The 26,829-nt window shown below is 74.0% G+C and carries 29 protein-coding genes; 18 read left to right on the plus strand and 11 right to left on the minus strand.

Annotated elements, in window-relative coordinates; all coding sequences use genetic code 11:
• Positions 1-77 precede the first annotated feature (77 nt).
• From ABTY15_RS15955 to ABTY15_RS15980, 6 genes are all read left to right on the plus strand, one after another.
• The gene (locus tag ABTY15_RS15955; protein ID WP_350587437.1) at positions 78-2,279 is read left to right on the plus strand and encodes a S9 family peptidase; all 2,202 of its coding nucleotides are present in this window, start codon (positions 78-80) and stop codon (positions 2,277-2,279) included.
• A gap of 180 nt (positions 2,280-2,459) precedes the next feature.
• A complete protein-coding gene (locus tag ABTY15_RS15960; protein ID WP_350587438.1) occupies positions 2,460-3,407 on the plus strand; it encodes an ABC transporter ATP-binding protein in 948 nt (315 codons plus the stop codon).
• Complete coding sequence (locus ABTY15_RS15965; protein ID WP_350587439.1) at positions 3,404-4,126, plus strand: ABC transporter permease; 723 nt, start codon at positions 3,404-3,406, stop codon at positions 4,124-4,126. The genes ABTY15_RS15960 and ABTY15_RS15965 overlap by 4 nt, the downstream gene beginning before the upstream one ends.
• Before the next feature lie 8 nt (positions 4,127-4,134).
• Positions 4,135-5,397: a sensor histidine kinase gene (locus ABTY15_RS15970; RefSeq protein WP_350587440.1), complete on the plus strand. Its 1,263-nt coding sequence runs from the start codon at positions 4,135-4,137 to the stop codon at positions 5,395-5,397.
• A gap of 61 nt (positions 5,398-5,458) precedes the next feature.
• A complete protein-coding gene (locus tag ABTY15_RS15975; RefSeq protein WP_350587441.1) occupies positions 5,459-5,632 on the plus strand; it encodes a hypothetical protein in 174 nt (57 codons plus the stop codon).
• Positions 5,633-5,724: 92 nt separating this feature from the next.
• A complete protein-coding gene (locus ABTY15_RS15980; RefSeq protein ID WP_350587442.1) occupies positions 5,725-6,354 on the plus strand; it encodes a response regulator in 630 nt (209 codons plus the stop codon).
• Between the two features lies 1 nt (position 6,355).
• On the opposite strand, the gene ABTY15_RS15985 is transcribed toward ABTY15_RS15980, so the two are convergent.
• Both ABTY15_RS15985 and ABTY15_RS15990 read right to left on the minus strand, forming a co-directional pair.
• A complete protein-coding gene (locus tag ABTY15_RS15985; RefSeq protein WP_350587443.1) occupies positions 6,356-7,228 on the minus strand; it encodes a SirB1 family protein in 873 nt (290 codons plus the stop codon).
• Between the two features lie 95 nt (positions 7,229-7,323).
• A complete protein-coding gene (locus ABTY15_RS15990) occupies positions 7,324-8,337 on the minus strand; it encodes a GNAT family N-acetyltransferase (protein ID WP_502893507.1) in 1,014 nt (337 codons plus the stop codon).
• A 132-nt stretch (positions 8,338-8,469) separates the two neighbouring features.
• On the opposite strand from ABTY15_RS15990, the gene fdxA reads away from it, so the two are divergent.
• Positions 8,470-8,796 (plus strand): ferredoxin, encoded by a 327-nt coding sequence (gene fdxA, locus ABTY15_RS15995; protein ID WP_030459925.1) that lies wholly within the window; start codon positions 8,470-8,472, stop codon positions 8,794-8,796.
• Between the two features lie 20 nt (positions 8,797-8,816).
• On the plus strand, positions 8,817-9,968 hold the full coding sequence (gene dapC, locus ABTY15_RS16000; protein ID WP_350587445.1) for a succinyldiaminopimelate transaminase: 1,152 nt from the start codon (positions 8,817-8,819) through the stop codon (positions 9,966-9,968).
• A 61-nt stretch (positions 9,969-10,029) separates the two neighbouring features.
• On the opposite strand, the gene ABTY15_RS16005 is transcribed toward dapC, so the two are convergent.
• On the minus strand, positions 10,030-10,800 hold the full coding sequence (locus ABTY15_RS16005) for a hypothetical protein (RefSeq protein WP_350587541.1): 771 nt from the start codon (positions 10,798-10,800) through the stop codon (positions 10,030-10,032).
• 280 nt (positions 10,801-11,080) lie between these two features.
• Positions 11,081-12,136 (minus strand): VldE C-terminal domain-containing protein, encoded by a 1,056-nt coding sequence (locus ABTY15_RS16010; RefSeq protein WP_350587446.1) that lies wholly within the window; start codon positions 12,134-12,136, stop codon positions 11,081-11,083.
• 133 nt (positions 12,137-12,269) lie between these two features.
• On the opposite strand from ABTY15_RS16010, the gene dapE reads away from it, so the two are divergent.
• Positions 12,270-13,346: a succinyl-diaminopimelate desuccinylase gene (dapE, locus tag ABTY15_RS16015; protein ID WP_350587447.1), complete on the plus strand. Its 1,077-nt coding sequence runs from the start codon at positions 12,270-12,272 to the stop codon at positions 13,344-13,346.
• A gap of 102 nt (positions 13,347-13,448) precedes the next feature.
• Positions 13,449-14,258, plus strand: coding sequence for an LOG family protein (locus ABTY15_RS16020; RefSeq protein WP_350587448.1), 810 nt, complete (start codon positions 13,449-13,451; stop codon positions 14,256-14,258).
• Between the two features lie 10 nt (positions 14,259-14,268).
• On the opposite strand, the gene folP is transcribed toward ABTY15_RS16020, so the two are convergent.
• Positions 14,269-15,081 carry a dihydropteroate synthase gene (gene folP / locus ABTY15_RS16025; RefSeq protein WP_350587534.1) on the minus strand — a complete coding sequence of 271 codons (813 nt, stop codon included), beginning with the start codon at positions 15,079-15,081 and terminating at the stop codon, positions 14,269-14,271.
• Positions 15,082-15,191: 110 nt separating this feature from the next.
• Here folP and ABTY15_RS16030 point away from each other — a divergent pair, with 110 nt between their 5' ends.
• Together ABTY15_RS16030 and ABTY15_RS16035 are read left to right on the plus strand one after the other, a co-directional pair.
• Positions 15,192-15,692, plus strand: a complete 501-nt coding sequence (locus ABTY15_RS16030; RefSeq protein WP_350587449.1) for a DivIVA domain-containing protein — start codon at positions 15,192-15,194, stop codon at positions 15,690-15,692.
• A 5-nt stretch (positions 15,693-15,697) separates the two neighbouring features.
• Entirely contained in the window at positions 15,698-16,282 is a 585-nt protein-coding gene (locus tag ABTY15_RS16035) for a DNA-3-methyladenine glycosylase I (protein ID WP_350587535.1), read from the plus strand.
• Between the two features lie 52 nt (positions 16,283-16,334).
• Here the strand turns inward: ABTY15_RS16035 and ABTY15_RS16040 are convergent, their stop codons facing one another.
• Positions 16,335-17,135 carry an enoyl-CoA hydratase-related protein gene (locus ABTY15_RS16040; RefSeq protein WP_350587450.1) on the minus strand — a complete coding sequence of 267 codons (801 nt, stop codon included), beginning with the start codon at positions 17,133-17,135 and terminating at the stop codon, positions 16,335-16,337.
• A 299-nt stretch (positions 17,136-17,434) separates the two neighbouring features.
• Here ABTY15_RS16040 and ABTY15_RS16045 point away from each other — a divergent pair, with 299 nt between their 5' ends.
• Entirely contained in the window at positions 17,435-17,602 is a 168-nt protein-coding gene (locus ABTY15_RS16045) for a DUF3117 domain-containing protein (RefSeq protein WP_014137929.1), read from the plus strand.
• A gap of 137 nt (positions 17,603-17,739) precedes the next feature.
• Here ABTY15_RS16045 and ABTY15_RS16050 read toward each other — a convergent pair whose 3' ends face one another.
• Positions 17,740-18,372: an O-methyltransferase gene (locus ABTY15_RS16050; protein ID WP_350587536.1), complete on the minus strand. Its 633-nt coding sequence runs from the start codon at positions 18,370-18,372 to the stop codon at positions 17,740-17,742.
• 288 nt (positions 18,373-18,660) lie between these two features.
• Here ABTY15_RS16050 and sigE point away from each other — a divergent pair, with 288 nt between their 5' ends.
• The 4 genes from sigE (at position 18,661) to ABTY15_RS16070 (ending at position 21,910) form a co-directional block, all read left to right on the plus strand.
• Positions 18,661-19,392: an RNA polymerase sigma factor SigE gene (gene sigE, locus ABTY15_RS16055; RefSeq protein WP_502893513.1), complete on the plus strand. Its 732-nt coding sequence runs from the start codon at positions 18,661-18,663 to the stop codon at positions 19,390-19,392.
• Positions 19,389-20,435, plus strand: a complete 1,047-nt coding sequence (locus ABTY15_RS16060; RefSeq protein WP_350587452.1) for a zf-HC2 domain-containing protein — start codon at positions 19,389-19,391, stop codon at positions 20,433-20,435. Before sigE ends, ABTY15_RS16060 begins: the two co-directional genes overlap by 4 nt.
• A gap of 152 nt (positions 20,436-20,587) precedes the next feature.
• Positions 20,588-21,025 carry a sec-independent translocase gene (locus tag ABTY15_RS16065; RefSeq protein WP_350587453.1) on the plus strand — a complete coding sequence of 146 codons (438 nt, stop codon included), beginning with the start codon at positions 20,588-20,590 and terminating at the stop codon, positions 21,023-21,025.
• Positions 21,026-21,238: 213 nt separating this feature from the next.
• Positions 21,239-21,910, plus strand: a complete 672-nt coding sequence (locus ABTY15_RS16070) for a hypothetical protein (protein WP_350587454.1) — start codon at positions 21,239-21,241, stop codon at positions 21,908-21,910.
• Positions 21,911-21,977: 67 nt separating this feature from the next.
• On the opposite strand, the gene ABTY15_RS16075 is transcribed toward ABTY15_RS16070, so the two are convergent.
• From ABTY15_RS16075 to ABTY15_RS16090, 4 genes are all read right to left on the minus strand, one after another.
• On the minus strand, positions 21,978-23,138 hold the full coding sequence (locus ABTY15_RS16075; RefSeq protein WP_350587455.1) for an Mrp/NBP35 family ATP-binding protein: 1,161 nt from the start codon (positions 23,136-23,138) through the stop codon (positions 21,978-21,980).
• A gap of 56 nt (positions 23,139-23,194) precedes the next feature.
• Positions 23,195-23,761 (minus strand): DUF1003 domain-containing protein, encoded by a 567-nt coding sequence (locus ABTY15_RS16080; protein WP_350587537.1) that lies wholly within the window; start codon positions 23,759-23,761, stop codon positions 23,195-23,197.
• A 49-nt stretch (positions 23,762-23,810) separates the two neighbouring features.
• Positions 23,811-25,109 (minus strand): magnesium transporter MgtE N-terminal domain-containing protein, encoded by a 1,299-nt coding sequence (locus ABTY15_RS16085; RefSeq protein ID WP_350587456.1) that lies wholly within the window; start codon positions 25,107-25,109, stop codon positions 23,811-23,813.
• Between the two features lie 128 nt (positions 25,110-25,237).
• The gene (locus tag ABTY15_RS16090; RefSeq protein ID WP_350587457.1) at positions 25,238-25,777 is read right to left on the minus strand and encodes a hypothetical protein; all 540 of its coding nucleotides are present in this window, start codon (positions 25,775-25,777) and stop codon (positions 25,238-25,240) included.
• A gap of 124 nt (positions 25,778-25,901) precedes the next feature.
• Here ABTY15_RS16090 and ABTY15_RS16095 point away from each other — a divergent pair, with 124 nt between their 5' ends.
• Entirely contained in the window at positions 25,902-26,828 is a 927-nt protein-coding gene (locus ABTY15_RS16095) for a DMT family transporter (RefSeq protein WP_350587458.1), read from the plus strand.
• Position 26,829: the final 1 nt, after the last annotated feature.

Below are 26,829 nucleotides of genomic sequence, written 5' to 3' on the forward strand. Positions count from 1 at the left end.
TACTTGCCGACGATGCTCCGAACGAGTGATCACCAGGCTCCCGGCAACGGGAGTTGGAGGTCGTAGGGTCTGGTGCCATGACCTCCCACACCCCTGCGGACACCTTCCCCCGGCAGTACGCGCGCACCCTGCGCTACACCGTCGGGGCTCCCCGGTCCTTCTCCGTCGCACCGGACGGCTCCCGGGTCGTCTTCCTGCGCTCGCGCTCCGGCTCCGACCGGGCCAACCTGCTCTGGACCCTGGACACCGCCACCGGCGAGGAGCGGATCGCCGCCGACCCGGCCGTCCTGCTCGGCGGCGGCGAGGAGGACCTCTCGCCCGCCGAGAAGGCCCGCCGCGAGCGCAGCCGCGAGGGCTCGGCCGGCATCGTCGGCTACGCCCTGGACGCGGCCGGCCGACTGGCCGCCTTCGCCCTCTCCGGCCGGCTGTTCACCGCCGACCTGGCCACCGGCGCCACCGCCGAACTGCCCGCCGAGGGCCCGCTGCTGGACCCGCGGGTCTCGCCGGACGGCGGGTACGTCGCGTACGCCAACACCGCCGGTGAGCTGCGCCTCAGCCGCACCGACGGCACCGCCGACCGGGCCCTCGCCCAGCCCGACGGCCCGAACGTCACCTGGGGCCAGGCCGAGTTCATCGCCCAGGAGGAGATGGACCGCGACCGCGGCTTCTGGTGGTCCCCGGACGGCGACCGGCTGCTGGTCGAGCGCGCCGACGACACCCCGGTGCGCCGCTGGTGGATCGCCGACCCGGCCAACCCCGAGCGCGAGCCCGCCGAGGTCGCGTACCCGGCCGCCGGCACCGCCGACGCCGAGGTCGGGCTCTGGGTGTTCGACCTGGACGGCGGCCGCACCGAGGTGGACTGGGACCGCGCCGCCTTCCCGTACCTCGCCCGGGTGCACTGGTCCAAGGGCGGCGTGCCGCTGCTGCTGGTCCAGGCCCGCGACCAGCGCAGCCAGCGGATCCTCGGCCTGGACGTGGCCACCGGCGCCACCGAGGTGCTGGTCGAGGAGCGGGACGAGGCCTGGCTGGAGCTGTTCCCCGGTGTCCCGGCCTGGACCCCGGACGGCAAGCTGGTCCGGATCAGCGACATCAAGGAGGTGAGCGAAGCCCCTCAGAAGGGTGGTGGCGGGCGACGGGAGGGCGGAGTGCGCGCGCTGGTCGTCGGCGACCAGGCCGTCACCGGGGCCGACCTGCACCTGCGCTCCGTCGTCGCGGTCACCGACGACGAGGTGCTCTTCACCGCCTCCGGCGGCGCCGGGGAGACCGACCCCGAGCCCGGCTGGATCGCCGTCGGCCGGATCAGCCACGACGGCAAGCGGCTCGGCTGGGAGTCCGCCAACGGCCGGCCGTTCACCTCCGTCACCAGCGCCGTGCACGCCGCCGGGATCACCGTCCGCGCCACCGCCGAGCCGGACCTGCCCGGCACGCTCGTCAAGGTCGCCCGCGACCTGCCCGAGGGCGTGGTCGTCGACGACATCGCCACCATCGCCTCGTACGCCGAGACCCCGGTCATCACCGCCCGCCCGGTCTTCCGCTTTGCCGGTGAGCGCCGCATCCCCGCGGCCGTCTTCCTGCCCACCGGCTACGACCGCGAGCGGGACGGCCTGCTGCCCGTCCTGATGGACCCGTACGGCGGCCCGCACGGCCAGCGCGTCGTCCAGGCGCACAACCCGCACCTCAACTCGCAGTGGTTCGCCGACCAGGGCTTCGCGGTGGTCGTCGCCGACGGGCGCGGCACCCCCGGGCGCGGCCCGGCCTGGGAGAAGTCGATCGCCTTCGACTTCGCCGGTGCCACCCTGGACGACCAGGTGGACGCGCTCCAGGCGCTCGCCGAGGAGTTCCCGCTGGACCTCGGACGGGTCGCCATCCGCGGCTGGTCGTACGGCGGTTACCTCGCCGCGCTGGCCGTGCTGCGCCGCCCGGACGTCTTCCACGCGGCGGTGGCCGGGGCGCCGGTCACCGACTGGGAGCTGTACGACACCCACTACACCGAGCGCTACCTGGGCCACCCGGCCGAGCGGCCCGAGGTGTACGCGGCCAACTCGCTGACCGGCTACGCCGCCGGGCTGGAGCGGCCGCTGATGATCATCCACGGCCTCGCGGACGACAACGTGGTGGCCGCGCACACCCTGCGGCTCTCCTCGGCGCTGCTCGCCGCCGGCCGCCCGCACACCGTGCTGCCGCTGTCCGGCGTCACCCACATGACGCCGCAGGAGGAGGTCGCGGAGAACCTGCTGCTGCTCCAGGTCGACTTCGTCAAGCGCGCACTCGGCGCGTGACACCCGGCTGACCAGCCCTTCCGGCGGCCGGTGCCCCTGACGGGGGTACCGGCCGCCGGCATGACATCCGTCATGTCGAAGGCACGACGGCCGGCACTGCCGCCGCACCCGGGCCGCGCGGGACTCTGAGGTGGTGCGAACGGCACCGGACGCACACCACCGGGGAACAGGAGTGCAGCGATGGATACCGAGGTGGCCGCGTTCCGCGGCGTCGGGAAGAGCTACGGGCGGGTCCGCGCCGTGGACGGACTGGACCTCGTGCTGAGGCCGGGCGAGACCGTCGCCCTGCTCGGCCCGAACGGCGCCGGGAAATCCACCAGCCTGGACCTGCTGCTCGGCCTGCGCGAGCCCGACCAGGGCAGCGTCACGCTGTTCGGCGGCGCCCCGCGGGAGGCGATCGCGGCCGGAAGGGTCGGCGCGATGCTGCAGAGCGGCGGGCTGATGGCCGAGGTCAAGGTCCGCGAGCTGGTCCGGCTCGCCTGCGACGTGCACCCGCGCGGTCGGTCGGTCGCGGGGGTGCTGACCGACGCCGGGATCACCGAGATCGCCGAACGCCGGGTCGACAAGCTGTCCGGCGGCCAGGAGCAGCGGGTCCGCTTCGCCCTGGCGATCGCCGGCAACAACGACCTGATCGTGCTGGACGAGCCCACCACCGGCATGGACGTCACCGTCCGGCAGGCGTTCTGGGCGAGCATGCGGGCGCAGGCCGACGCCGGGCGCACGGTGCTGTTCGCCACCCACTACCTGGAGGAGGCCGACTCGATCGCCGACCGGGTCCTGGTGCTGCACCGGGGCCGGCTGATCGCCGACGGCAGCTCCGCCGAGATCAAGGCGCGCGCCGGGGCCCGCCGGGTCGCCTTCGAACTGCACGACGGGGAGGGGCAGTTCGACGAACGGGTGCTGCGAGCCCTGCCGGGCGTGCAGTCCCTGGACGTCACCGCCCGGGTGCCCGGGGTGCGGACGGTCCGGCTCCGGACCGCGGACGCCGACGCCAGCGTCGCCGGGCTCTACCGGGCGGGCCTGTACCCGCGCGGGCTGGAGGTCACCGGCCTGGGCCTGGAGCAGGCCTTCCTGACCATCACCGGCGAGCAGGACCACCAGGACGCGCTGAAGGAGACCGTGCGATGACCACCCTGATCAAGCTGGAGATCCTGCGGACCCTCCGCAACCGGCGCTACCTGCTCCTCACCATCGCCTACCCGGCGCTGATGTACTTCTTCTTCATCCACGCCTACGGCTCCACCGAGTTGGCCGGCGGCCTGCCCGTGAAGACGTACTTCATGGTCTCGATGGCCACCTTCGGCGCGGTCGGCGGGGTGCTCTCCGGCAGCGCGCAGCGGATCTCGCTGGAGCGCAAGAGCGGCTGGGTGCGGCAGCTGCGGCTGACCGCGCTGCCCGGCCGGGCGTACACCCTCGGCAAGATCGCCGCGAGCTCGGTGACCACGCTGCCGGCGATCCTGGTGGTCTTCGCGATCGGCGCCACCCAGGGCGTCTCGCTGAGCGCGGCGCAGTGGACCGGCCTGCTGGTGGCGCTGTGGCTGGGCAGCTTCGTCTTCGCGGCGCTCGGGGTGGCGCTCGGGTACGCGACCGCGCCGGACTCGGTGCAGACCGTCGTGATGATCGCCTACATGGTGATGGCGCTGTTCGGCGGCACGTGGTTCCCGGTGAGCGGATCGCTGGAGAAGTTCGCGCAGTTCAACCCGGTGTACCTGTACAACAAGCTGGCCACCTTCACCCAGCCCGGGCACTCCCTGGACACCGTCGCCGTCGCCGGACTGGCCGCCTTCCTCGCGGTGTTCGCCGCCGCCGCTGCCACGCTGTACCGCCGCGACACCCGGCAGGCATGATGATCGACATGAGTGACGCGTACCAGCCCCACCGACCCGACGAACACCCGGAGGTGGGGCCGGCGCGCGCGTCGTTCATGAACGTCCCCGGCTCCCCGGTGGAGACCAGGCGGCAGCTGCTCGTCAAGGTCGCCTGGATGCTGCTGTGGATGCTCTACCTGGCCTACCCGGTGGGCAGCCTGCTGGACGGGGACCACAGCGTGGCCGGCCAGGTGTTCGGCTGGTGCTGCCTGGCCGGGTTCGTGGCCGCCTACGTCCTGCTGGTGATCTTCCGCTCGCAGGCGGGGATGAGGCCGCGGGCCTGCCAGGCGATCGTCGTGGCGATGGTCGGGCTCGCGGTCGCCGCCTCCTTCGTCCTGGGCACCGCCTTCCTGACCCTGTTCATCTACGCCGCGGTCTGCCTCGCGATCATCACGCCCGCGCGCTACGTGCTGCGCGCCCTCGCCGGCACGGCCGCGCTCACCGCCGGGGTCGGCGTGCTCGTCCACGCGGGCGCGGACAACATCGCGACCTTCGCCCTCAGCGCCTTCCTCTCCGGCATCGCGATGGCGGGCCTGCAACGGCTGGTCACCGCCATGAAGGAGCTGCGCGAGGCCCGTGCCGCCGTCGCCCACCTGGCCGCCTCCGAGGAACGGCTGCGCCTGGCCCGGGACCTGCACGACCTGCTCGGGCACTCGCTGTCGCTGATCACCCTGAAGAGCGAGCTCGCCGGGCGGTTCATGGACGCCGGCAAGGACGAGGCGGCCCGGGCGCAGGTCGCCGACATCGAGCAGGTGGCCCGGCAGTCGCTGATCGACGTCCGGGAGGCGGTGACCGGCTTCCGCCGGCCCACCCTGCCGGTCGAACTCGCCGCCGCCCGTACCGCGTTGGCGGCCGCCCAGGTGGAGCTGGAGGCCGCGCCCGAGCTGGTCGACGCCTGGCCCGGGCTCGCCAACGAGGAGGCCGGCGCGCTGGCCTGGGCGCTGCGCGAGGCCGTCACCAACATCGTCCGGCACGGCGAGGGCGCCACCCGGTGCACCGTCACCGCCGACCGGAGCTGGGAGGACGACGGCGAGCGGTACGCCGTCCTGGAGATCGTCGACAACGGACGGGGGCCCGGCAAGTCCCAGCCGGGGAACGGACTTTCCGGCCTCCAGGAGCGGCTCGCCCTGGTCGGCGGACGGCTGGAGACCGGCCCCGGCGAGCGCGGCCGGGGCTTCCGCCTGCGGGCCAGCGTCCCGCTGCGCACGGTCGCGGCCCCCGCCAGCCCGGAGACCTCGACCACCCCGTAGGCGGTCGCCGGACGGCGCGGCTGCCGCGCCGGAACGACGGCCGCACGCGACGATGGGGGACATGCCGAAGCCCGCCGCGCTGCTCGCCGCCCTCACCCTCGCCGCCCTCACCCTCGGCTCGGCACCCGCCCCCTCGGCGGCGCCGCCCTGCACCGTGGGCTACTTCGCCCCAGCCCCACTGGCCGGCCCCGTCCCCTCGCTCCCCGGCTGCCCGGGAACCACCGCCTCGGGGTGATCGCGGACAGCGGGGCCGGGTACCGGGTGGGCCGGGTGGCTGCGTCCGGCCCTGGCGGGGGCTCAGGGCCCTTCCCCTCTAAGGTCGTGGCCATGAGTGACATTCAGAACGGCGCCTCGATCCGTGTGCTGCTCGCCGAGGACCAGGGGATGGTCCGGGAGGCGCTGGCGGCGCTGCTCGGGTTGGAGGGGGACATCGACGTCGTGGCCCAGGTGGGTCGTGGTGACGAGGTGGTGGCGGCGGTGCTGGCGCACGGGGTGCAGGTCGCGGTGCTGGACATCGAGATGCCGGGGATGACGGGCATCGAGGCGGCGGCCGAGCTGCGCCGCAGTGCGCCGGGGACGCGGGTGGTGATCGCGACGACCTTCGGCCGGCCCGGTTACCTGCGGCGGGCGATGGAGTCGGGTGCGGACGCCTTCCTGGTGAAGGACGCGCCGGCCTCCGAGCTGGCCGAGGCGATCCGCCGGGTGCTGCGCGGGGAGCGGGTGATCGATCCGGCGCTGGCGGCGGCCGCGCTGGCCGAGGGCGCCAACCCGCTGACCGCGCGCGAGCGGGACGTGCTGGGCGCGGCGGCCGACGGGGCGGTGAACGCGGACATCGCCAGGCGGCTGCACCTGTCGGAGGGGACGGTGCGCAACTACCTCTCCATGGCGATCCAGAAGACCGAGGCCCGCAACCGCACCGAGGCGGTCCGGATCGCCCGGGAGAAGGGCTGGTTGTGAGTCAGTTGAGCCGGTGCCGGGCCGCCCGGGCCTCCTGGCGGACCTTGGCGGCCGCGTCCGGGTCGAAGGCGTCCAGGATCCGCGCGTAGTCGTCCATCTCGGCCGAGCCGCCGAGGAAGTCCCCGGTCCGGACGAGGAGTTCGGCGCGTTCCAGGCGGAGCTGGGCGGGGTGGCGGGGCAGCAGCAGGGCGAGTTCGGTGGCCCAGAGCTGGGTGCGGGCGTGTTCGGGTCGGTCGGCGGCCCAGGCCCGGATGTTGCCGAGGACCCGCAGGACGACGTCGAGCGGCTGGGCCGGGGTGAGCAGGGCGGGGGCGAACTCGTGCCCGGTGGAGCGGACCAGGCGTTCGGCGTCCTCCGGGTCGAGCAGCCGCCCGCCGTGGAACGGGTCGGCCAGTACGTAGTCCTCGCCGCCGGCCGGGCCGCCGACCGCGACGATGAAGTGCCCGGGCAGCGCGATGCCGTGGACGGTGAGCCCGGCCCGCCGGCCGACCGCCATCCACACCAGCGACAGCATGATCGGCAGCCCGCGCCGCCGCCGCAGCACCTCGGGCAGCAGCGAGGACTCCAGCCGGCGGTAGTCGGACTGCCGCCCGTGGAACCGCTCCCGCCCGCCGAGCACGGCGGCGAGCAGGGCGGCGGTCTCCTCGGGCCCGGCCGGGGCGCGTTCGGCGACGGCGAGCCGGACGGCGGCCGCGTGCCGGTCGAGCGCGGCCTCGCAGGCGGCGAGCAGGGTGTCCACGCTCGGCGGTTCGCCCGGGTCGTCCGGGTCGAGGACCGGGCCGTGTTCGGCGGCGGCGAGCAGGCAGAGCAGCACCGGGTCGGGGTGCTCGGCACGGGCGGCGGTCCGGAAGCGGTCTCTGCTCTGCTCGGTCACGGTGACGGCGACGGCTTTCGTAACGGCGGGCGGTCAGGCGGGCGGACGAACGGCGGGCGGACGAACGGCGGACGGGCGGGCGGACGGCGCCCCGGCTACCCCTGGGGGAGAAGGGCGTAGTGGTAAGTGTGACTGGTCGTGAAGCCGAGCCCGTCATAGAGCGCGATCGCACCGTCGTTGCCCGCCTCCACCTGGAGGTAGCCGCCGGTGGCGCCCTCCTCGGCGGCGCGCGAGGCGAGCACCGCCATGACGGCCGTCGCCAGCCCGGCCCGCCGCGCGTACGGCTGGACCTCGACCGCGCCGAAGCAGGCCCACGGCCCGTCGATGACGCAGCGTCCGATCGCCAGCGGCGGCTGCCCGGGGGCGCCGGGCACGGTGGCGAACCAGACCGAGGGCCCGCCGTGCAGGACCTGCCGGGCGGCCTCGACCACCGCCGGGTCCGGCGCCAGCCGCCCGTACAGCGACATCCAGGCGTCGTCCGCGGTCCGCGCGAGGCGCACCCGGTCGTGCCCGGCGCCGGCCTTGGCGATCCCGGCCAGCGGGGCCGTGCGCACCAGGGTGGGTGCGTGGCCGGCGCCCAGCCGGTCGAGTTCGGCGCGCAGCCCGTCCGGCGAGCCGGGGGTGACCACCTCGAACCAGGCGGGCAGGGCGCGCTCCGCGTACCAGGCGCGGACGGCGGCCAGCGCCTCGGGCAGCGGCAGCCCGGGGTCGCCGAGCGCCTGCACGGAGTTGGCCCGGCGGGTGAACCCGGCGGAGGCGCGCAGCGTCCACTCGCCGAGCGGCTCCTGCTCGACGGCGGGCCAGCCGCGGGCGGCGGTGCGCTGGAGTTCGACGGGCGTGGCGGACGGCAGCGGGGCGCGCCGGGCCGGGAAGAGCGGCACCACCTTGCCCGCGACCAGCAGCTTCTCGGCGAAGGAGACCGGAACGCCGCCGCGCGGGACCACCGTCAACCCAAGATCGTCCCACGATGTGAGCACGCCGATCGAATCCCGGAACACCGGCCGGTCGTCCACGAACCCGTCGAGGCGTCGAACGGACACGCGTCGTCCCACGTCAGAGCGATCTATCCGGACCTCCGGACGCTCCTGGACCGGCCCGCCAGCCGTCATCTGGGCACCTCCTGTGCATTTGCGGTCTCTGACCCGCGATACTAGGGGCGGGCATCGACGACGCCGCGCTCACCGCGCACGCGAGTAGAACAGAACGGGCCGACAACGGCCCTTCCGAGGAGGAACGACAGCGTGACCTACGTCATCGCGCAGCCTTGTGTCGACGTCAAGGACAAGGCGTGCATCGAAGAGTGCCCGGTTGACTGCATCTACGAGGGCGAGCGATCGCTCTACATCCACCCGGATGAGTGTGTCGACTGTGGCGCTTGCGAGCCGGTCTGCCCGGTCGAGGCGATCTTCTACGAGGACGACACTCCGGAGGAGTGGAAGGACTACTACAAGGCGAACGTCGAGTTCTTCGACGACCTCGGCTCGCCCGGTGGCGCCTCGAAGCTCGGCCTGATCGAGCGGGACCACCCGTTCATCGCCGCGCTGCCGCCGCAGAACGCCGAGCACTGACGATCGGTGGCAACTGAGCTGTGAGCACCAACGACAGCACGCACGCGCCGTTCCCGGGTCACCCGGGGGCGGCGCGCCGCGTTTCCGACCTCCTGCCGGTGTTCCCCTGGGACAAGCTGGAGCCCTACAAGGCGACCGCCCTGTCCCACCCGGAGGGGCTCTGCGACTTCTCGGTGGGCACCCCGGTCGACCCGGTCCCCGAGGTGATCCAGAAGGCGCTGGCCGCCGCCACGGACACCCCCGGCTACCCGACGGTCTGGGGCCCGGTCGAGCTGCGCGAGGCGATCGCCGGCTGGCTGCGCCGCCGCTGCGGCGCCGAGATCGGCCCGCAGGCCGTCCTGCCCACGGTCGGTTCCAAGGAACTGGTGGCCTGGCTGCCGACCCAGCTCGGCCTCGGCCCCGGTGACCAGGTCGCCTACCCGCGGCTGGCCTACCCGACGTACGAGGTCGGTGCGCGGCTGTGCGGCGCCGAGCCGGTCGAGTACGACTCGGTGGACGAGCTGGACGGCTCGCGGGTGCGCCTGATCTGGGTGAACTCGCCGTCCAACCCGACCGGCCGGGTGCTCGGCGAGGACGAGCTGCGCCGCGCCGTCGCGTGGGCCCGGGAGCACCGGGCGTTGCTGGTCAGCGACGAGTGCTACCTGGAGCTGGGCTGGAGCGCCGAGCCCGTCTCGGTCCTGCACCCGGATGTCTGCGGCGGGAGCCACGAGGGCCTGCTGGCCGTCCACTCCCTCTCCAAGCGCTCCAACCTGGCCGGCTACCGCGCCTCCTTCGTGGCGGGCGACCCGGTGGTGGTCAAGGAGCTGCTGGAGGTGCGCAAGCACGGCGGCATGATCGTGCCCGCGCCGGTCCAGGCGGCGACGGTCGCCGCGCTGGCGGACGACGCGCACGTGGCCGAGCAGCGGGAGCGCTACGCGGCCCGCCGCGCGGCGCTGCGGACGGCGCTGGAGGCGTACGGCTTCCGGATCGAGCACTCGGAGGCGAGCCTCTACCTGTGGGCGACCCAGGACCGTCCGTGCTGGGAGACGGTGGCCGAACTGGCCGCGCTGGGCATCCTGGTGGCGCCCGGCGACTTCTACGGCCCGGCCGGTGACCGCTTCGTCAGGGTGGCCTTCACGGCGACCGACGAGCGGGTCGCCTCGGCGGTGGCCCGGCTGAACGCGGCGCGCTAGTCCGCGGCACGGGGAAGGGGGCCGGTCGCCGACCGGCCCCCTTCCGCATGCTCGCGCGGGCCTACAGCGGCAGGCCGCTGAGGCTGCCGCCGTTCACGCCGTTCAGCAGGCCGCCGACCGGGCCGAGCGCGCCGGTGAGGCCGGACAGCGGGTTGTTCGGGCCGAGGTCGGCGCCGCCGAGGCGGTTGGCGGAGCCGTGCTCGGCCAGGCCCAGGACGTCGGTGCCGGGCAGACCGGCCGGCAGCGCGCGCTCCACGGAGCCCAGCGGCAGCGCGTCGGTGACGGCGTTGGTGCTGGGGACGGCGCTGGAGAGCTGGCCGGCGCCGGGCAGACCCTGGGTGACCGAGCCGGTCTGGGCGAGCCCGCCGACCGGGCTGGCGGCGGCGCTGCGGGTGCCCGCGCCCTTGCCGGTGACGGCCTCGCCGAGCTTGCCGGCCAGCGCGGAGGCGACCTTCGGGGTGATGGCGGAGAGCTGGCCGGCGGTGGCGGCGCTCTGGTCGACCGGGGCGGTCAGCGAGCCGGCCTTCTCGTTTGCCTCGGGGAGCTGGTGGGCGACGATGCTGCCGGTGGCGTCGGCGGCGGCCGGTACGCCCGCGGCGACGGTGGCGGCACCGGTGGTGCCGGTGGCCTGGCCCAGCTGGTGGGTGGTGTGCTGCACGGTCGAGCCGGTGTCGGTGTTGGTCAGCTGGCCGAGCGGTGCGGCCAGGTCGCTCTTGGGCAGCAGGGCGTCGCCGCCCAGGGCGGACGCGGAGCCGGCGGCGACCAGCGGGGTCGCTCCGGCCGCCACGAGCAGCGCGGCCTGGGCGATCCGGCGCGTGAGGGGGTGAGACATGGGGCTCCTCGAAGGGTCTGGGTCCGTCCCGTCCGCCGGGCGGACGACGTGGTTACCGTTTGAGAAGCCAGAAGGTTTCGGCCGGAGCAAGGAAAGTTTCCGACTGACCATCGGATCGTATGACCGCGAGGGAGGTCACCTCCGGAGCCGGTCGGGCGGCGCGGACCCGGCCCCGGGCAAGGGAAGTGACGGTTCTCCACCCGGGGGTGCCGGAACGGGTGCCCGGTCCACGAAAGTTGACCGGATTCACCCGTCCGGCGGCAACCCGTACGTCAGTGCGTCAGCCCTTGCCGGACGCGGCCAGGGTGACCTGAACGAGCTTGGTCGACGTCCCGGACGGCTGCGGCTGCCAGCCGTCCTCCGACTTGCTCTTGCGCCAGATCTTCCCGTCGTAGGCGACCGTCGCGATGCCCAGCTGCTGGGCCTGGGCGACCGCCCAGTGGGCGACCTCCCAGCCGCTCGCCCGCTCGGCGCTCATGCCGTCGGGGCCCGCGTCCGCCGAGGAGGTCAGCGCGGCGGTGGCCGGGTCCGGGGTCAGCGAGACCGCGTTCTCGGCGCCCTTGATCGTCGAGGTGTAGCCGGTGGCCGGGGTGACCGTCCGGCCGAACTCGCGGCGCACCCGGTCCGACAGCACCTGGGCCCGGTCCGGCGCGGCGGCCGGGGTGGCGGAGGCGCCCGCGCCCGGCGAGGCCGACTCGCCGTCGGTGTCCGGCTTGGCGTAGTCGTGCACCACGCAGGAGAACGAGCCCGGCTCGCGCCCGGCCAGCGCCGAGGTGAGCAGCGTCGCCTTGGTCTCGTGCTTGGCGTACGCCTGCGGGTAGCCGCTCTTCTGCACCGCCTGGGCCGCGTCGGTCAGCGGCAGCCGGGTGTAGCCGGGCACCTTGACCAGACCGTCCAGGAACTTGTTGGTCGCGTAGACCGGGTCCTGGATCTGCTCGGGGGTGCCCCAGCCCTGCGACGGACGCTGCTGGAACAGGCCGAGCGAGTCCCGGTCGCCGCCCGCGAGGTTGCGCAGCTTGGACTCCTGCATCGCGGTGGCCAGCGAGATCGTGGTCGCCCGGTCCGGCAGCCCGCGCGAGCGCGCCACCGCGGCGATCGTCGCGGCGTTGGCGGCCTGCGGGATCTCCAGCGTCCCGTTGCCGGTCGCGGTCTTCACCGAGCAGCCCTCCGCCTCGCTCTCGCGGAAGCCGAACCACCAGATGCCGACCACGGCCGCCCCGGCGACCAGCGCCAGACCGAGCAGTCCGACGAGTACGAGCAACAGCGCGCGCAGCGGCCCGCGGCGAGGTGGAGCCAGCTCGTCGCCCGGCTCCTCGTCGCTCCTTCTCCTGGCCACCGTCGCCCCTCTCGTGCCTGCCGTCTTGATCCGACACCGTACCCACTCGGACGGATGTGCGGCGCCGGTGGTTGCCGATCCGTGTCACAGGACGACCACACCGACGACACATCCGACGCCTTAGGCTGGCGCCATGAGCAGCCCGAACCAGACGCCCCTGGACCTCACTCTCGACGGCGGCACGCTGACCGCGCGGCTCGTCGACTTCCCGTCGGTGAGCGGCGACGAACAGGCCATCGCCGACGCCGTGGAGGCCGCCCTGCGCGCCTACCCGCACCTCACCGTCGACCGGTACGGCAACAACGTCGTCGCCCGCACCACCCTCGGCCGCGCCGAGCGCGTCGTGCTGGCCGGGCACCTGGACACCGTGCCGATCGCCGACAACCTGCCCTCGTACGTCGACGGGGACCTGCTCTACGGCTGCGGCACCTCGGACATGAAGTCCGGCGTCGCCGTCCAGCTGCGGCTCGCCGCCACCCTGACCGAGCCCAACCGCGACCTCACCTTCGTGTTCTACGACTGCGAGGAGGTGGAGGCCCACCGCAACGGCCTCGGCCACCTCGCCCGGGAGCGCCCGGAGTGGCTGGCCGCCGACTTCGCGGTCCTGATGGAGCCGAGCGGCGGCATGGTCGAGGGCGGCTGCCAGGGCACCCTGCGGGCGCAGATCCGGCTCACCGGCGTGCGTGCCCACGCGGCCCGCAGCTGGCTCGGCGACAACGCCATCCACCACGCCGCCGAGGTGCTCACCCGGCTCGCGGACTACCAGCCGCGCCGGGTGGAGATCGACGGCCTGGAGTACCGGGAGGGCCTGAACGCGGTGCGGATCGACGGCGGCGTGGCCGGCAACGTGATCCCGGACGAGTGCGTGATCACGGTCAACTTCCGCTACGCGCCGGACCGCAGCGAGGCGGAGGCGGAGAAGCACGTGCGCGAGGTCTTCGACGGCTTCGAGGTCACCGTCACCGACTACGCCCCCGGCGCGCTCCCCGGCCTGTCCCAGCCGGCCGCCAAGGCCTTCCTGGCGGCCACCGGCGGCCGGGCCCGGGCCAAGTTCGGCTGGACCGACGTCGCCCGCTTCAGCGCCCTGGGCGTCCCGGCGGTCAACTACGGCCCCGGCGACCCGGACCTCGCGCACAAGCGGGAGGAGCACTGCTCGCTGAGCGCCATCGCCGAGGTCGAGGAGCGGCTGCGGGCCTGGCTCACCAGCTGATCCGCAGCTGATCCGATCAGCGGCTGAACGCAACCCTCCGGTCGTCCAACCGACCTTCCCCCGTTGCCTGAAAACGGGGGAAGGCGGGCGTAGGGTTTCGTCATGACAGGCACAGGAGACGAAAAGCAGTACGGACACGGCCCCGAGCAGGTCGGCGTGCCGCGGAAGAAGAAGGCCTGGCCCGAGAAGCAGAAGGGCCCGGTGCTGGTGCGCCGGGACCAGGTCGGCACGAGCACCACGGACCAGCGCCTGCTGGACACCACCGGTCCGACCGACTGGCTGCACACCGACCCGTGGCGGGTGCTGCGGATCACCTCCGAGTTCGTCGAGGGCTTCGGCGCGCTCGCCGAACTCCCGCCCGCGATCAGCGTGTTCGGCTCCGCCCGGACCCCGGCCGGCTCACCCGAGTACGAGGCCGGCGTGGCCATCGGCCGGGCCCTGGCCGAGGCCGGCTACGCGGTGATCACCGGCGGCGGCCCGGGCGCGATGGAGGCCGCCAACCGGGGCGCCTCCGAGGCCGGTGGCCTGAGCGTCGGCCTCGGCATCGAGCTGCCCTTCGAGCAGGGCCTCAACGAGTTCGTCGACCTCGGGCTGAACTTCCGTTACTTCTTCGTCCGCAAGACGATGTTCGTGAAGTACGCCCAGGGCTTCGTGGTCCTCCCCGGCGGGCTCGGCACGCTGGACGAGCTGTTCGAGGCGCTCACCCTGGTCCAGACGAAGAAGGTCACCCGGTTCCCGGTGATCCTCTTCGGCACCGACTACTGGGGCGGCCTCTTCGAGTGGCTGAAGAACACCCTGGTCGCGCAGGGCAAGGCGGCCCCGCACGACCTGGAGCTGTTCCACATCACGGACGAGATCGACGAGGTCATGAAGATCCTCGCGGACGCCCGGCGCCCGGTGGACGAGATCTAGGATCCGCTTCCTACGCCAGCCCCCGGCGGGCGACCGCCGGGGGGCGGGTGCCGCGGATCGAGGCGACCATGTCCAGCACCTGCCGGGTCTCGGCGACCTGGTGCACCCGGTAGACCTGCGCGCCCAGCCAGGCCGAGACCGCGGTGGTCGCCAGGGTGCCCAGCAGCCGCTCGTCCACCGGCTTGTCCAGGGTCTCCCCGACGAAGTCCTTGTTGGAGAGCGAGACCAGCACCGGGAAGCCGGTCGCGGTCATCTCCGGCAGCCGCCGGGTCGCCTCCAGCGAGTGCCGGGTGTTCTTGCCGAAGTCGTGCCCCGGGTCGATGATCACCGCGTCCCGCCGGACGCCCAGCCCCACCGCCCGCTCGGCCAGCCCGACGGTCACCCGCAGGATGTCCGCCATCACGTCCTGGTACCCGACCCGGTGCGGCCGGGTGCGCGGCTCGGCGCCGCCCGCGTGCGTGCAGACCAGCCCGACGTCGTGCCGCGCGGCGACCTCGGCGAGCTGCGGATCCACCCCGCCCCAGGCGTCGTTCAGCAGGTCCGCGCCCGCCTCGCAGACCGCCTCGCCGACCTCGTGCCGCCAGGTGTCGACGCTGATCACGGCCTCCGGGTGGCGCTTGCGCAACTCGGCGACGAACGGCACGGTGCGCCGCAGCTCCTCCTCGACGGTGACCTCGTCGCCGGGCCCGGCCTTGACCCCGCCGATGTCCAGGATCGCCGCGCCCTCGGCCACCGCCCGGTCGGCGGCGGCGAACGCGGCCTCGTCCGCGAAGGTGGCCCCCTTGTCGAAGAACGAGTCCGGGGTCCGGTTGACGATCGCCATGATCACCAGCTCGTCGTCACCGAATTCGCGCGGTCCCAGGCGCAGTGCCACCGATGTCTCCTCCACGACTGCTGCGGGTGCGATGATGGCCCCCGGCCTCACTAGGGACCATGATCCCACTTCGTCAGCGGCCGGCCGGGAAGTCGGGAGGACAGCTCGTGTTCTGGGTGATCGTGGTCGCCATGGCCGTGGTGGTCGGCGGCGCCGCGCTGGTGGCGCTCGGCGGCGGCGGCTCGCTGCCGGAGGCGGTGCAGGACCGCATCTCCGCGCGCCTGCCGCAGGACCGTCCGTTGAACAAGACGGACGTGGACGACCTGCGCCTGCCGATGGCCGTCCGCGGCTACCGGATGGACGAGGTGGACGACGTCCTGGACCGCCTCGGCGCCGAACTCGCCTACCGCGACTCGCGGATCGCCGAGCTGGAGGCCGCCGCCCACCTGCGCGGCGCCGTCGAGGCGACCACCGGCCCGGACACCGGCGCCGAGCCGCTGCCCGGCCTGGAGGAGTTCGCGAAGGTGGTCGAGCCGACCGTCGTGCTCGCCAAGACCCCCGAGGACGCCGTGCCGCAGGGCGGGCGGCCCGAGGACACCAAGCCGGTGACCGACCAGTGACCGCCCTGGCGGAGGGCGCGGTGCTCGGTGCGGACGGCCTGCGCCGCTGCGGCTGGGGGGAGTCGACCGAGGACTACCGGCACTACCACGACACCGAGTGGGGCCGCCCGGTGCACGGCGACGACGCCCTGTTCGAGCGGGTCTGCCTGGAGGCCTTCCAGTCCGGGCTGTCCTGGCTGACCATCCTGCGCCGCCGCGAGGGCTTCCGGGCCGCGTTCGCCGGCTTTGAGATCGCCAGGGTCGCCGAGTTCGGCGAGGCCGACGTCGAGCGGCTGCTCGCCGACCCCGGCATCATCCGCAACCGGGCCAAGATCGAGGCGGCCATCGCCAACGCCCGCACCGCCCGCGACCTGGACGGCGGCCTGGACGCGCTGATCTGGCGCTTCGCCGGGGAGCCGGACCGGCCGGCCCCCCGCACGCTGGGGGAGGTGCCGGCCGTCACGCCCGAGTCGACGGCGCTGGCGAAGGCGCTGAAGCAGGCGGGCTTCCGCTTCGTCGGCCCGACCACCGCCTACGCCCTGATGCAGGCCTGCGGCCTGGTCGACGACCACCTGGCGGACTGCCACGTCCGCACCGCGGGGAAGCGCTAGCGGTCAGCGGTCAGCGGCCGGGGTCGGCGGCAGGGGGTCGGCGGCCGGCGGCTCAGCGGCCCAGGTACTTCGGCTTCTCCTTGGCGATGAAGGCGCGGACCGCGATCCGGTGGTCCTCGCTCTCGCCCGCCAGCGTCTGCAGCTCGTCCTCCTTGTCGAGCAGTTCGTCCAGCGAGTGCGAAGCACCGTACGCCAGCGACGCCTTGATGGCGCCGTAGGCGACGGTCGGGCCCTCGGCCAGCTCCCGCGCGAACACCCGCGCGGTGGCGGCCAGTTCCTCGGCCGGGACGACCTTGGTGGCCAGGCCCAGCTCCATCGCCTCGACGGCCTTCACCGTCCGGGGCAGCATCAGCAGTTCGGTCGCCTTGGCGTGCCCGACCAGCCGGGGCAGCGTCCAGGAGGCGCCCGAGTCGGCGGTCAGGCCGATCCCGGCGAACGCGGTGTTGAAGCCGGCCCGCTCGGAGAGGATCCGGAAGTCGCAGGCGAAGGCCAGCGAGGCGCCCGCGCCCGCCGCCACCCCGCCGACCGCGGCGACGGTTGGCTTGCGCATCCCGGCCAGCGCCCGCACCAGCGGGTTGTAGTGCTCGGCGACGGTCCGCAGCGCGCCCTCGCCGGTCTCCTCGGCCCGCTTGAGCATCGTCAGGTGCTCGTTCAGGTCCTGCCCGACGCAGAACGCGCGTTCGCCCGCCCCGGTCAGCAGCACCGCCCGCACCGCCGGGTCGGCGGCCGCCTCGGCCATGGTGTCCCGCAGCGCGACCTTGGTCGCGACGTCCAGCGCGTTCATCGCCTCCGGGCGGTTGATGGTGATGACGGCCAGGCCGCCGTCCAGCTCGTACAGCACGGAATCGGACATGGGCGAGGGGCTCCCTTGGGATCGTTCGCGATCTCGGTCGTGTGCCAGGATGCCGGAGGGGACGGCCGGCTGTGGAGTGTGAGGTATCGCACCTTCCGGTGGCGTGCACAGCACCGCCGCGCCGGGGCTTATGACGGGAATTGCGGCGCTTGGGGCCGGTCCGGCCGAGGTTGCACCGAGAGTGATGTTGGTCATCAGGCCGTGGCATGCGGGATAATGGCTTCCGATCAATGCGTTCGATACCGGCGGTGGACGGACTGCCGGTGCGTAGCTGAGCGGTTGCAGGAAGGGGAACGAGCATGGCGGCCATGAAGCCGCGGACGGGTGACGGCCCGCTCGAAGTCACCAAAGAGGGGCGGGGCATCATCATGCGCGTTCCGCTCGAAGGCGGCGGACGCCTCGTGGTGGAGCTCACGCCTGACGAGGCCGACGCCCTCGGCGAGGCCCTGAAGAAGGCCTGCGGCTGACCGCAGCGGGTGCTCGCCATCTCCTGGAGATGTGCTGCCGGGCCCGGGTACGACGTCACGTCGGCCCGGGCCCCGCGATTTTTGGCGCCTCCGTGCGTCCGTGCCTCCGCGTCTCCGCGTCTCCGTGCTGACGGCCCTCAGCGCTTGACGGCGCAGAGCAGCCCGTCCGAGACCGGCAGCAGCGCCGGCAGCAGCGCCTCGCTCTCCCGGACGTCCCGGACCAGGTCCCGCACGGCGTGCGTCTGCGGGTCCTGCAACTCGGGCTCGGCCAGCCGGCCCTCCTGGAAGACCCCCTCGAAGCAGACCATGCCACCCGGGCGGAGCAGCCGCTGGGCCTCCGCGAGGTACTCCCGGGACTCCGCCGGATCGCCGTCGCAGAACACCAGGTCGTACTGGCCGTCCGCGAGTCTCGGCAGCACCTCCAGCGCCCGGCCCGGTATGAACCGCGAGCGGTTGGCCGCGAACCCGGCCGCTTGGTAGGCCTCGCGGGCCAGCTGCTGACGTACCGGCTCCGAGTCCACCGTGGTGAGCACGCCGTCCGGACGCATCCCGCGCAGCAGGTAGACCCCGGACACCCCCGTCCCGGTGCCGATCTCGGCCACCGCCTTGGCGTCCAGCGCGGCCGCCAGCAGCCGCAGACAGGCCCCGCCGCTCGGCCCGATCGCCCGTATCCCGGTGCGCGCGGACTGCGCCCGGGCGTAGGTCAGCACCGCGTCCTCGCCGACGTAGGTGTCGGCGAGAGCCGCGCGCGCGGGCCCGAACTCGCTGATGGCTGCCTCTTTCGGAGCCCCGGGTGGCGGCCCGGTGCCGGGGGAAGTCGATATTTCCTGCCACAGATTACTGGCCGACCGGGAACCGCGTACGGCGGCGGGCCGTTGTGAAGGAGGACCGGGTACGGGAGACCTCCCGGGCACTTTTATCCGGGCTTGACGGGTGAGGTGGATATGGTGGTGGCCCTGCTGGGCAGAAGAGCCGACCGAGGAGGTGTGGCCGAGGGCGACGTCCCCGTGCGGCGGCACATCCGCGGCACCTCGTCGGCCCGTACGCCGAAGCCCGTGATGAACCAGTCTGCGCACACCGACATGGACCAGCCCGCCGCCGAGGCGCCGGCCGCCGGTACCACCGAGGCCCCCGCCCTCGCCACGTTCACCGAGGGCCCCGACGCGCAGACCTGGACTCCGCCCTCCTGGGAGGAGATCGTCGAGGCGCACAGCGCCCGGGTCTACCGCCTCGCCTACCGCCTGACGGGCAACCAGCACGACGCCGAGGACCTCACCCAGGAGGTCTTCGTCCGGGTCTTCCGGTCGCTGTCCACCTACACCCCCGGCACCTTCGAGGGCTGGCTGCACCGGATCACCACCAACCTGTTCCTGGACATGGTCCGCCGCCGCCAGCGCATCCGCTTCGACGCGCTCGGCGAGGACGCGGCCGAGCGGCTCGCCTCCCGCGAGCCCAGCCCGGCCCAGCACTTCAGCGACACCCACTTCGACGCCGACGTACAGCAGGCCCTGGACACCCTCGCCCCGGAGTTCCGCGCCGCCGTGGTGCTCTGCGACATCGAGGGCCTGTCCTACGAGGAGATCGCCGCCACGCTGGGCGTCAAGCTCGGTACCGTCCGCAGCCGCATCCACCGCGGCCGCTCGCACCTGCGCGCCGCGCTCAAGCACCGCGCCCCCGGCTCGGCCCCCGGCCGTGAGCGCCGTGGCGGCTCGGAGGAGCCGGTGCCGGTCGGCGTGGCCGCCGGCGAGGGCGCGGCGGCGCCGGGTGGGCGCGGACGGAGGCGATCGTGAGCGGAACCGGCCGATCAGGCCCGGGCCAGCCGGACGCACCCGGCCGGTCCGGCGCCCGGCGGGGCTGGGCGCTGCCCGGCCGCCGCGGCGGTGACGAGCCCGGCGCACAGGTACCGCCCGCGGCCCCGCTGCCGGGCGAGTCCGAGCTGCGCGCGGTCGCCGTACGCCCCGCCGAGCCGGTCGAGGAGCACCACCTCGGCGAGCGGCTCTCCGCCTTCGTGGACGGCGAACTCGGCCACGACTCGCGCGAGCGGGTCCAGGCCCACCTGGCGACCTGTCCGCAGTGCCTCGCCGAGGCGGACGAGGGCCGCGCCGTCAAGCACCTGCTGACCCGCACCGGGACCCCCGGCCCGTCCACCGGGCTGATGGCCCGGCTGATGGCCGTGGGCGCCCTTCCCGAGGACGGTCCGGCGGACGGTGACTGGCCGGCCGACCGGAGCGGACCGGGCCGTGACGACGACGACCTGCCCGGTGGCGGGATCGCGGCCCCCGGCACGTTCGGCGGCAGCCGGCTCACCGGCGGCTCGTTCGGCCGTGGCGCCGGAGCCTCCTTCGGCGCGGGCGCGCTCGGCGCCGGCACCCCGGTGCCCGGGGTCGACCCGCGGGCGTTCGGGCGCGGCGGCGCGGTGCTGCGGCCGCTGATGGGCCGGCGCACCGGCCGTCCCGAGGCCCAGGCCCACCCGGCGGCCGCCGTCCGGCCGCAGCCGGCCGCAGCCGCCGTCGAGGTGCGCTCCACCGCGCCGCGCGGGCGCCGGTTCGTGTTCGCCGCCGCGGGCGCCTTCTCGGTCGCCGCGGTGACGCTCGGCGGCGTCGGCGGCTTCACCACGCTCGGCGAGGACCAGCACGGCACCTCGGTCAGCCCGGTCAGCGGCTCGGGCGGCAGCGGGAGCTCCGGCCGCAGCGGCGGGCTGGTCCCGATGACCGCGCAGATCCCGGTGGACTTCCCGGCCCGCCCGGTGGCCGCCACCCGCAACGCGACCCCGCCGCCGGCCCCCGAGCGTCCGGCCGGCGGACTCACCGCGCTGCACCAGGAAGCCCGCTAGCGGGCAAGCCCGCTGGTGCGCCTCCCGCACCCCGGTCGCGGCGCGCACGGCCATCGGCAGGTCTTTACCACGGCTTCATCACAGCGTGGACCAGCGACCCGCCGGTGGCCATTACCCTGTAGGAACGTCGTCCGGCGAGCTAGGGAGCTTTGGTGTTCAGCGATGTAGGCGGGCTGGAGATCCTGACCCTGGTCGTGATGGCGATCATCATCTTCGGCCCCGACAAGCTGCCGAAGCTGATCCAGGACACCATGGGCTTCATCCGGAAGGTCCGCTCCTTCGCCGACAACGCGAAGCAGGACATCCGCAGCGAGCTGGGCCCCGAGTTCCAGGACTTCGAGTTCGAGGACCTCAACCCCAAGACCTTCGTCCGCAAGCAGCTGATGGGCGGCGAGGAGGACCCGCTGGGCCTCAAGGACATGAAGGACTCGCTGGACATCCGGTCCGTCCTGGACGACAAGCCCGCCGCCGCGGTGAACGGCCGGCCCGGCGGCGTCAGCTTCGACAAGCCCGCCGCCCCGGCGGCCGCCTCCACCGGCGCACCGCTCCAGCCCGGCGAGCGTCCCCCGTTCGACCCCGACGCCACCTGACGGTTCCGCTCCCGCGGCGACACCACCGCCCCGCCCGGCCGCCCGGCTGAGCGGGGCGGCGGCCTGTGCGCCGCTATTGTGCTGATTGTTCCCGGTGAGCCGTCCGTCACATTCCGCGTCGTCGCGGATCGAGAACGGCCCCCGGGAGCGCCGCGGTACGCCACGATGGGAGCGCGCCACGGCAGGCGCACACGCGGTTGAGGAGGCCCGGGGATGGACGCGACGAGTCAGGCGGTGGGGACGGCCACGGCCGGTGGCCCGGTGGTCGGCGGACAGCCCGGACCCGCGGACCCGCTGGTGCCGTACCTGTCGGCCGACTTCCCCTGGTACGGCCTGGACGAGGGCTGGACCGGCCGCCGCTACCTGATGCAGGCCGGCGCGGGCGGGCCCCGCGCGGCGGCCGGCAGCGTCGACTACGGCTCCCTCGGCCACGGCGAGGAGCCCGCCAGACAGTACGAGCCGCGCGACATGCGCCGGTTCGCCGTCGTGGTCACCGTCGCCCGCCGGGACAGCCGCCGCAGCGCCGACAACACCGGCACCCTGGAGGCGACCTCCGCCTCCTCCGCCGCCTGGCTGGCCGGCTCCGGGCTGCTCGCCGCGACCTGGCCCGGCCAGCTGGACCGCGCGCTGCGCCAGGACTGGCTGGACCAGCAGAGCGCCCTCGCCTGGGACCTCGCCGACGACCTGTCCGGCCCCGGCTGGTCCACCCTCAGCCTCCCGGTCAACGGCCTGCCGCAGCCCTTCCGCTACCGCGAGTCCGAGTACGGCTGGGTGCTCGCCGGCGAGGCCCCCGGCGTCCTGCTCGGCGCCTACGGCCGCGGCGTCAGCGCCTACGGCACCGGCTTCGCCACCGTCCCCGACCTCACCGCCTACACCCGCCCGTAGCGAACACGCCGAAGGGGCCCGGTGGTTCGGCCACCAGGCCCCTTCGGCGACAGAAGGTGACGTCGCGTCAGAACTTGTTCTTCGGCGTCAGGCCGAGGGACATCCCCGAGAGGCCGCGCTTGCGGCCGCCGAGCTTGCCGGCGACGGCGCGCAGGGCGGCGCCGGCCGGGGAGTCGGGGGCGGCGAGCACGACCGGGCGGCCGTCGTCGCCGCCCTCACGCAGCCGCACGTCGATCGGGATCGAGCCGAGCACCGGGACGGTCGCGCCGACGGTGCGGGTGAGCGCGTCCGCGACGGTCTGGCCGCCGCCGGTGCCGAAGACGTCGATCATCTCGTCGCAGTGCGGGCACGGCATGCCGGACATGTTCTCGATCACGCCGACGATCTTCTGGTGGGTCTGCACCGCGATGGTGCCGGCCCGCTCGGCCACCTCGGCGGCGGCCATCTGCGGGGTGGTGACGATCAGGATCTCCGCGTTGGGGATCAGCTGGGCCACCGAGATGGCGATGTCGCCGGTGCCGGGCGGCAGGTCCAGCAGCAGCACGTCCAGGTCGCCCCACCAGACGTCGGCGAGGAACTGCTGGAGCGCGCGGTGCAGCATCGGGCCGCGCCAGACCACCGGGGCGTTGCCGGGGGTGAACATGCCGATCGAGATGACCTTCACGCCGTTCGCCTGCGGCGGCATGATCATGTCCTGGACCTGGGTGGGCCGGCCGTCGACGCCCAGCATCCGCGGCACGCTGTGGCCGTAGATGTCGGCGTCCACCACGGCGACCTTCAGGCCGTCCGCGGCCATCGCGGCGGCCAGGTTGACCGTCACCGAGGACTTGCCGACGCCGCCCTTGCCGGAGGCGACGGCGTAGACCCGGGTCAGCGAACCGGGCTTCGCGAACGGGATCTCCCGCTCGGGGGCGCCGCCGCGCAGCAGCTGGGACAGCTCCTTGCGCTGCTCGTCGCTCATCACGTCGAGCTCGACCTCGACGCCGGTCACCCCGGGCACCCGGCCGACCGCTTCGCGGACCCGGGTGACGATGGTGTCGCGCATCGGACAGCCGGAGACGGTCAGGTAGACCGCGACGCGCACCGCGCCGCCCTCGGCGATCTCGACCGATTTCACCATGCCGATCTCGGTGATCGGGCGGTTGATCTCCGGGTCGTTGACGGTCGCCAGCGCCTGGCGTACGGACTCCTCCGTGACGCCGGCCGCGACCTCTGTCTCGTTGGCCATGCCTTGATGGTACGGCGCCGGGCGAACCGCTTAACCCGTCGGTAGCGTGCCGCCGGTCACAGCACCTCGGGGGCGCCCCGGCGTTCGTCGATCTCCTTGAGCAGCGACTGCAGTTCGGACCGGATGAAGTCACGGGTGGCGACCTCGCCGAGCCCGTGCCGCAGCGCGGCCACCTCGCGGGTCAGGTACTCGGTGTCGGCGATGTTGCGGTCGCTGCGGGCCCGGTCCTGCTCCATGTTGACCCGGTCCCGGTTGTCCTGGCGGTTCTGCGCCAGCAGGATCAGCGGGGCCGCGTACGAGGCCTGGAGGGACAGCACCAGGGTGAGGAAGATGAACGGGTAGCTGTCGAAGCGGGCGGCGTCCGGCAGCAGGGTGTTCCAGGCCACCCAGATGACGATCACCACCGTCATCCAGACGATGAACCGCCCGGTGCCGAGGAAGCGGGCGATCCGCTCGGAGAGCTTGCCGAAGGCCTCCGGGTCGTAGGTGGGCAGCGTGAGCAGGCCGGGCCGGGCGGTGCGCGGCTGGTCGAGCCGGACCCGGGCCGGGCCGGTGGCCGTGACGGTCTCGGGCCGGCGCTCGCGGGCGCCCTCGCGGCTGCGCCGCTCGCGCAGCTGCCGCAGCTCTCCCTGGAGGCGCTGGCGGGGGGACTCGTCGCGGCGGCCCTTGCGGTCAGCGTCCACCGGTCACCTCTCTCTCCTCGTCTCTCTCCTCGTCGCCCAGTCCGTGCAGCGCGGCCTCGCGCCAGTCCTCGGGCAGCAGGTGGTCGAGCACGTCGTCGACGGTCACCGCCCCGACCAGGTGGTCGGCCTCGTCGACGACCGGCGCGCAGACCAGGTTGTACGTCGCCAGGTAACTGGTGATCAGCGACAGCGGGGTGTCCGGCGGCAACGGGTCCAGGTCGTCGTCGACCAGCGAGCCGACCAGGACGTACGGGGGCTCGCGCAGCAGCCGCTGGAAGTGCACGGTGCCCAGGTACTTGCCGGTCGGGGTCTCGTTCGGCGGGCGGCAGACGTACACCTGCGCGGCGAGCGCGGGCTTGTGGTCGGAGATCCGGACCAGGGCCAGCGCCTCGGCGACGGTGGCGTCCGGCTCCAGCACGATCGGCTCGGTGGTCATCAGGCCGCCGGCGGTGTTCTCCCCGTACGACAGCAGGCGGCGCACCGGCTCGGCCTCGTCGGGCTCCATCAGCTGGAGCAGTCGCTCGGCCTCCTCGCCGGGCAGCTCGGAGAGCAGGTCGGCGGCGTCGTCCGGATCCATCGCCTCCAGGATGTCGGCGGCGCGCTCGTCCTTGAGCTTGCCGAGGATCTCGACCTGGTCGTCCTCGGGCAGCTCCTCCAGCACGTCGGCGAGGCGCTCGTCGTCGAGGGCGGCGGCCACCTCGGCGCGCCGCTTGGCGGACAGGTGGTGCATCACGCTGGCCAGGTCGGCGGCGCGCAGCTGCTCGAAGGTGGCGAGCAGGTTGGCGGCGCCCTGGTCCTGCTCGGGCAGCGCGAAGCCGGTGGCGTCCTGCCAGTCCAGGGTGAGCCGCTCGCCCTTGGCCTTGCGCAGCCGGCCGGCCCGGCCGACCTGGACGAAGACCTTGCTGATCTCCCACTCGCGCAGCCGGGTCTGCACCATCCCGACGTCCAGGACGGTGACCTCCTCACCGGTCTTGATCCAGGTGACGGTGCGGTCCAGCAGCTCGGCCAGGACGAGCGTCTCGGACGGCCGCTGTTCGAAGCGGCGCAGGTTGATCACACCGGTGGTGAGCACCTGGCCGGACTCCAGGCTGGTCACCCGGGTCATCGGCAGGAAGATCCGGCGCCGGCCGACCACCTCGACCACCAGGCCCAGCACGCGCGGCGGGCGGCCGCCGATCCGCAGCGAGACGACGACGTCCCGGACCCGGCCGACCTGGTCGCCGTTGGGGTCGAACACCGCGAGGGCGGAGAGATGGGAGATGAAGACCCGGGTGCCTGCCCCTGCCATGAACTCCCTCGACTCGCTCGACGCCGTGCGCGGGTACGCCTGAGCGCCCGCGGCCAAGGCTACCCGCGCGTCGCGGACCCGGCCCGGCGAGGCACGGTACCCGCCCCGGGCGTCCCGGGCGTGAAGTTTCAGCGGCGCTTGAACAGCAGTCTGGGCAGGCCGGCGGGGATCGGGCGGCGGGTGGTGGCCGGGGTGGGCATCGGCTCGGCGGCGTGCGAACCGTCCGGCATGGCGCCCGGTCGCTCGCCCAGCGCGCCGACCGGCGCCAGGCGCAGCACCCGGCACTCGCGGGCCCAACGGTCGGCGATGGTGTCGGTGTCGGGCGCGTTCAGCCGCTTGCCCTTGAGCTCCTCGACGGCGCCCAGCCAGGCGTCGCTGTTCGGGGCGAGCTCGGAGACGGCCGCCGCCCAGCCGGTCAGCCGGCCGCCCTTGTCCTTGCTGCGGACGGTCACGACGGCGCCGGAGCCGGGGGCCAGGCCGTGCAGCGGCTGCTCGCCGCCGTCACCGACCACGACCACCGCGCCGTCGTACCAGGCGTGCCAGAGCGGGCGGGCCTGCGCCTCGCCGTCCGCGCGCACCCAGAGCAGGCCGGACTTCTTCGCGGCCTCCTCCAGCAGGGCCTGGTCGAGGAAGTCGTCGGCGGTCGCGGCGGCAGGCGTACGGTCCATGGCGGACAGCGTACGGCCTCGCCCGTCCACGGGAAGTCTCACCCGTCGGGCGACAGTGCCATCACAGCACCACGGGCCTTACGGTAGGAGCCGCCCCAGCCACGCCCACCTGCAGAGGAGCGCCGTGCCCGCCGCCCGGCCCGCGACCGCCCCCGCCCCCAGCACCGCCGCCCCCCGGCCAGCGCACCCGCTCCCCACCCTCGACCTGCTGCTGCTCGCCGTCTCGATCGCCGGCATCTCGCTGTCCGCGCCGCTGATCAGCGCCACCGCCGCGCCCGCGCTGGCGATCGCGTTCTGGCGCAACGTCATGTCGGTCGGGGTCCTCGGCCCGTACGCGCTGCTGCGCCACCGCGCCGAGCTGCGCGGGATCGGCCGGCGGGCGTTGTTGCTCGCGATGGCGGCGGGCATGCTGCTCGCGGTGCACTTCGCGCTCTGGATGCCCAGCCTGCGGCTGACCTCGGTGGCCTCGGCGACCGCCCTGGTCACCACCACCCCGTTGTGGACCATCCTGCTGATGCGGCTGTTCGGCGTCCGGGCGCCGCGCCTGGTCTGGCTCGGCATGTGCGTGGCCTTCGCCGGCGTGCTGGTGCTCACCGGCGTGGACCTCTCGCTCTCGCCGCGGGCACTGGTCGGCGATGCGCTGGCGCTGGGCGCGGGCCTGGCCGCGGCCGGGTACATGCTGCTGGGCGCCGAGGTCCGCAAGACCGTCAGCACCACCGCGTACACGCTGGTCTGCTACGCCACCACGGCGGTCGTCCTGCTGGTGGTCTGCCTGGTCGCGGGGACGCCGATGTCCGGCTGGCCGGCCGGGGCGTGGTGGCAGATCGTGCTGCTGATGGTCGCCGCCCAGCTGCTCGGCCACTCGCTGAGCAACCGCGTGGTGCGCACCCTCGGCCCGTCCGTCACCTCCACCGCGATCCTGCTGGAGACCCCGGGCGCGGCGCTGATCGCCGCGTTCTGGCTCGGCCAGTGGCCCCCGGTGGCCGCCTACCCGGCGGTGGTGCTGATCCTGCTCGGCCTGGTCCTGGTCGCCCGCGGCGGCCGCCGCTAGG

Source organism: Kitasatospora sp. NPDC097643, from assembly GCF_040302625.1.
In the GTDB taxonomy this organism is placed as follows: Bacteria; Actinomycetota; Actinomycetes; order Streptomycetales; family Streptomycetaceae; genus Kitasatospora.

Coding starts and splice junctions, on each gene's coding strand:
- dapE (WP_350587447.1), top strand. CDS start 12,270: ATGAGCAGCCCGAACCAGACGCCCCTGGACCTCACTCTCGACGGCGGC.
- ABTY15_RS16020 (WP_350587448.1), top strand. CDS start 13,449: ATGACAGGCACAGGAGACGAAAAGCAGTACGGACACGGCCCCGAGCAG.
- ABTY15_RS16085 (WP_350587456.1), bottom strand. CDS start 25,109: ATGGCAGGGGCAGGCACCCGGGTCTTCATCTCCCATCTCTCCGCCCTC.
- ABTY15_RS15970 (WP_350587440.1), top strand. CDS start 4,135: ATGAGTGACGCGTACCAGCCCCACCGACCCGACGAACACCCGGAGGTG.
- ABTY15_RS15975 (WP_350587441.1), top strand. CDS start 5,459: ATGCCGAAGCCCGCCGCGCTGCTCGCCGCCCTCACCCTCGCCGCCCTC.
- ABTY15_RS15980 (WP_350587442.1), top strand. CDS start 5,725: ATGAGTGACATTCAGAACGGCGCCTCGATCCGTGTGCTGCTCGCCGAG.
- ABTY15_RS16040 (WP_350587450.1), bottom strand. CDS start 17,135: ATGTCCGATTCCGTGCTGTACGAGCTGGACGGCGGCCTGGCCGTCATC.
- ABTY15_RS16005 (WP_350587541.1), bottom strand. CDS start 10,800: ATGTCTCACCCCCTCACGCGCCGGATCGCCCAGGCCGCGCTGCTCGTG.
- sigE (WP_502893513.1), top strand. CDS start 18,661: ATGAACCAGTCTGCGCACACCGACATGGACCAGCCCGCCGCCGAGGCG.
- ABTY15_RS16030 (WP_350587449.1), top strand. CDS start 15,192: ATGATCCCACTTCGTCAGCGGCCGGCCGGGAAGTCGGGAGGACAGCTC.
- ABTY15_RS15965 (WP_350587439.1), top strand. CDS start 3,404: ATGACCACCCTGATCAAGCTGGAGATCCTGCGGACCCTCCGCAACCGG.
- ABTY15_RS16045 (WP_014137929.1), top strand. CDS start 17,435: ATGGCGGCCATGAAGCCGCGGACGGGTGACGGCCCGCTCGAAGTCACC.
- folP (WP_350587534.1), bottom strand. CDS start 15,081: ATGGCGATCGTCAACCGGACCCCGGACTCGTTCTTCGACAAGGGGGCC.
- ABTY15_RS16070 (WP_350587454.1), top strand. CDS start 21,239: ATGGACGCGACGAGTCAGGCGGTGGGGACGGCCACGGCCGGTGGCCCG.
- ABTY15_RS15955 (WP_350587437.1), top strand. CDS start 78: ATGACCTCCCACACCCCTGCGGACACCTTCCCCCGGCAGTACGCGCGC.
- ABTY15_RS15990 (WP_502893507.1), bottom strand. CDS start 8,337: ATGACGGCTGGCGGGCCGGTCCAGGAGCGTCCGGAGGTCCGGATAGAT.
- ABTY15_RS15960 (WP_350587438.1), top strand. CDS start 2,460: ATGGATACCGAGGTGGCCGCGTTCCGCGGCGTCGGGAAGAGCTACGGG.
- ABTY15_RS16075 (WP_350587455.1), bottom strand. CDS start 23,138: ATGGCCAACGAGACAGAGGTCGCGGCCGGCGTCACGGAGGAGTCCGTA.
- ABTY15_RS16090 (WP_350587457.1), bottom strand. CDS start 25,777: ATGGACCGTACGCCTGCCGCCGCGACCGCCGACGACTTCCTCGACCAG.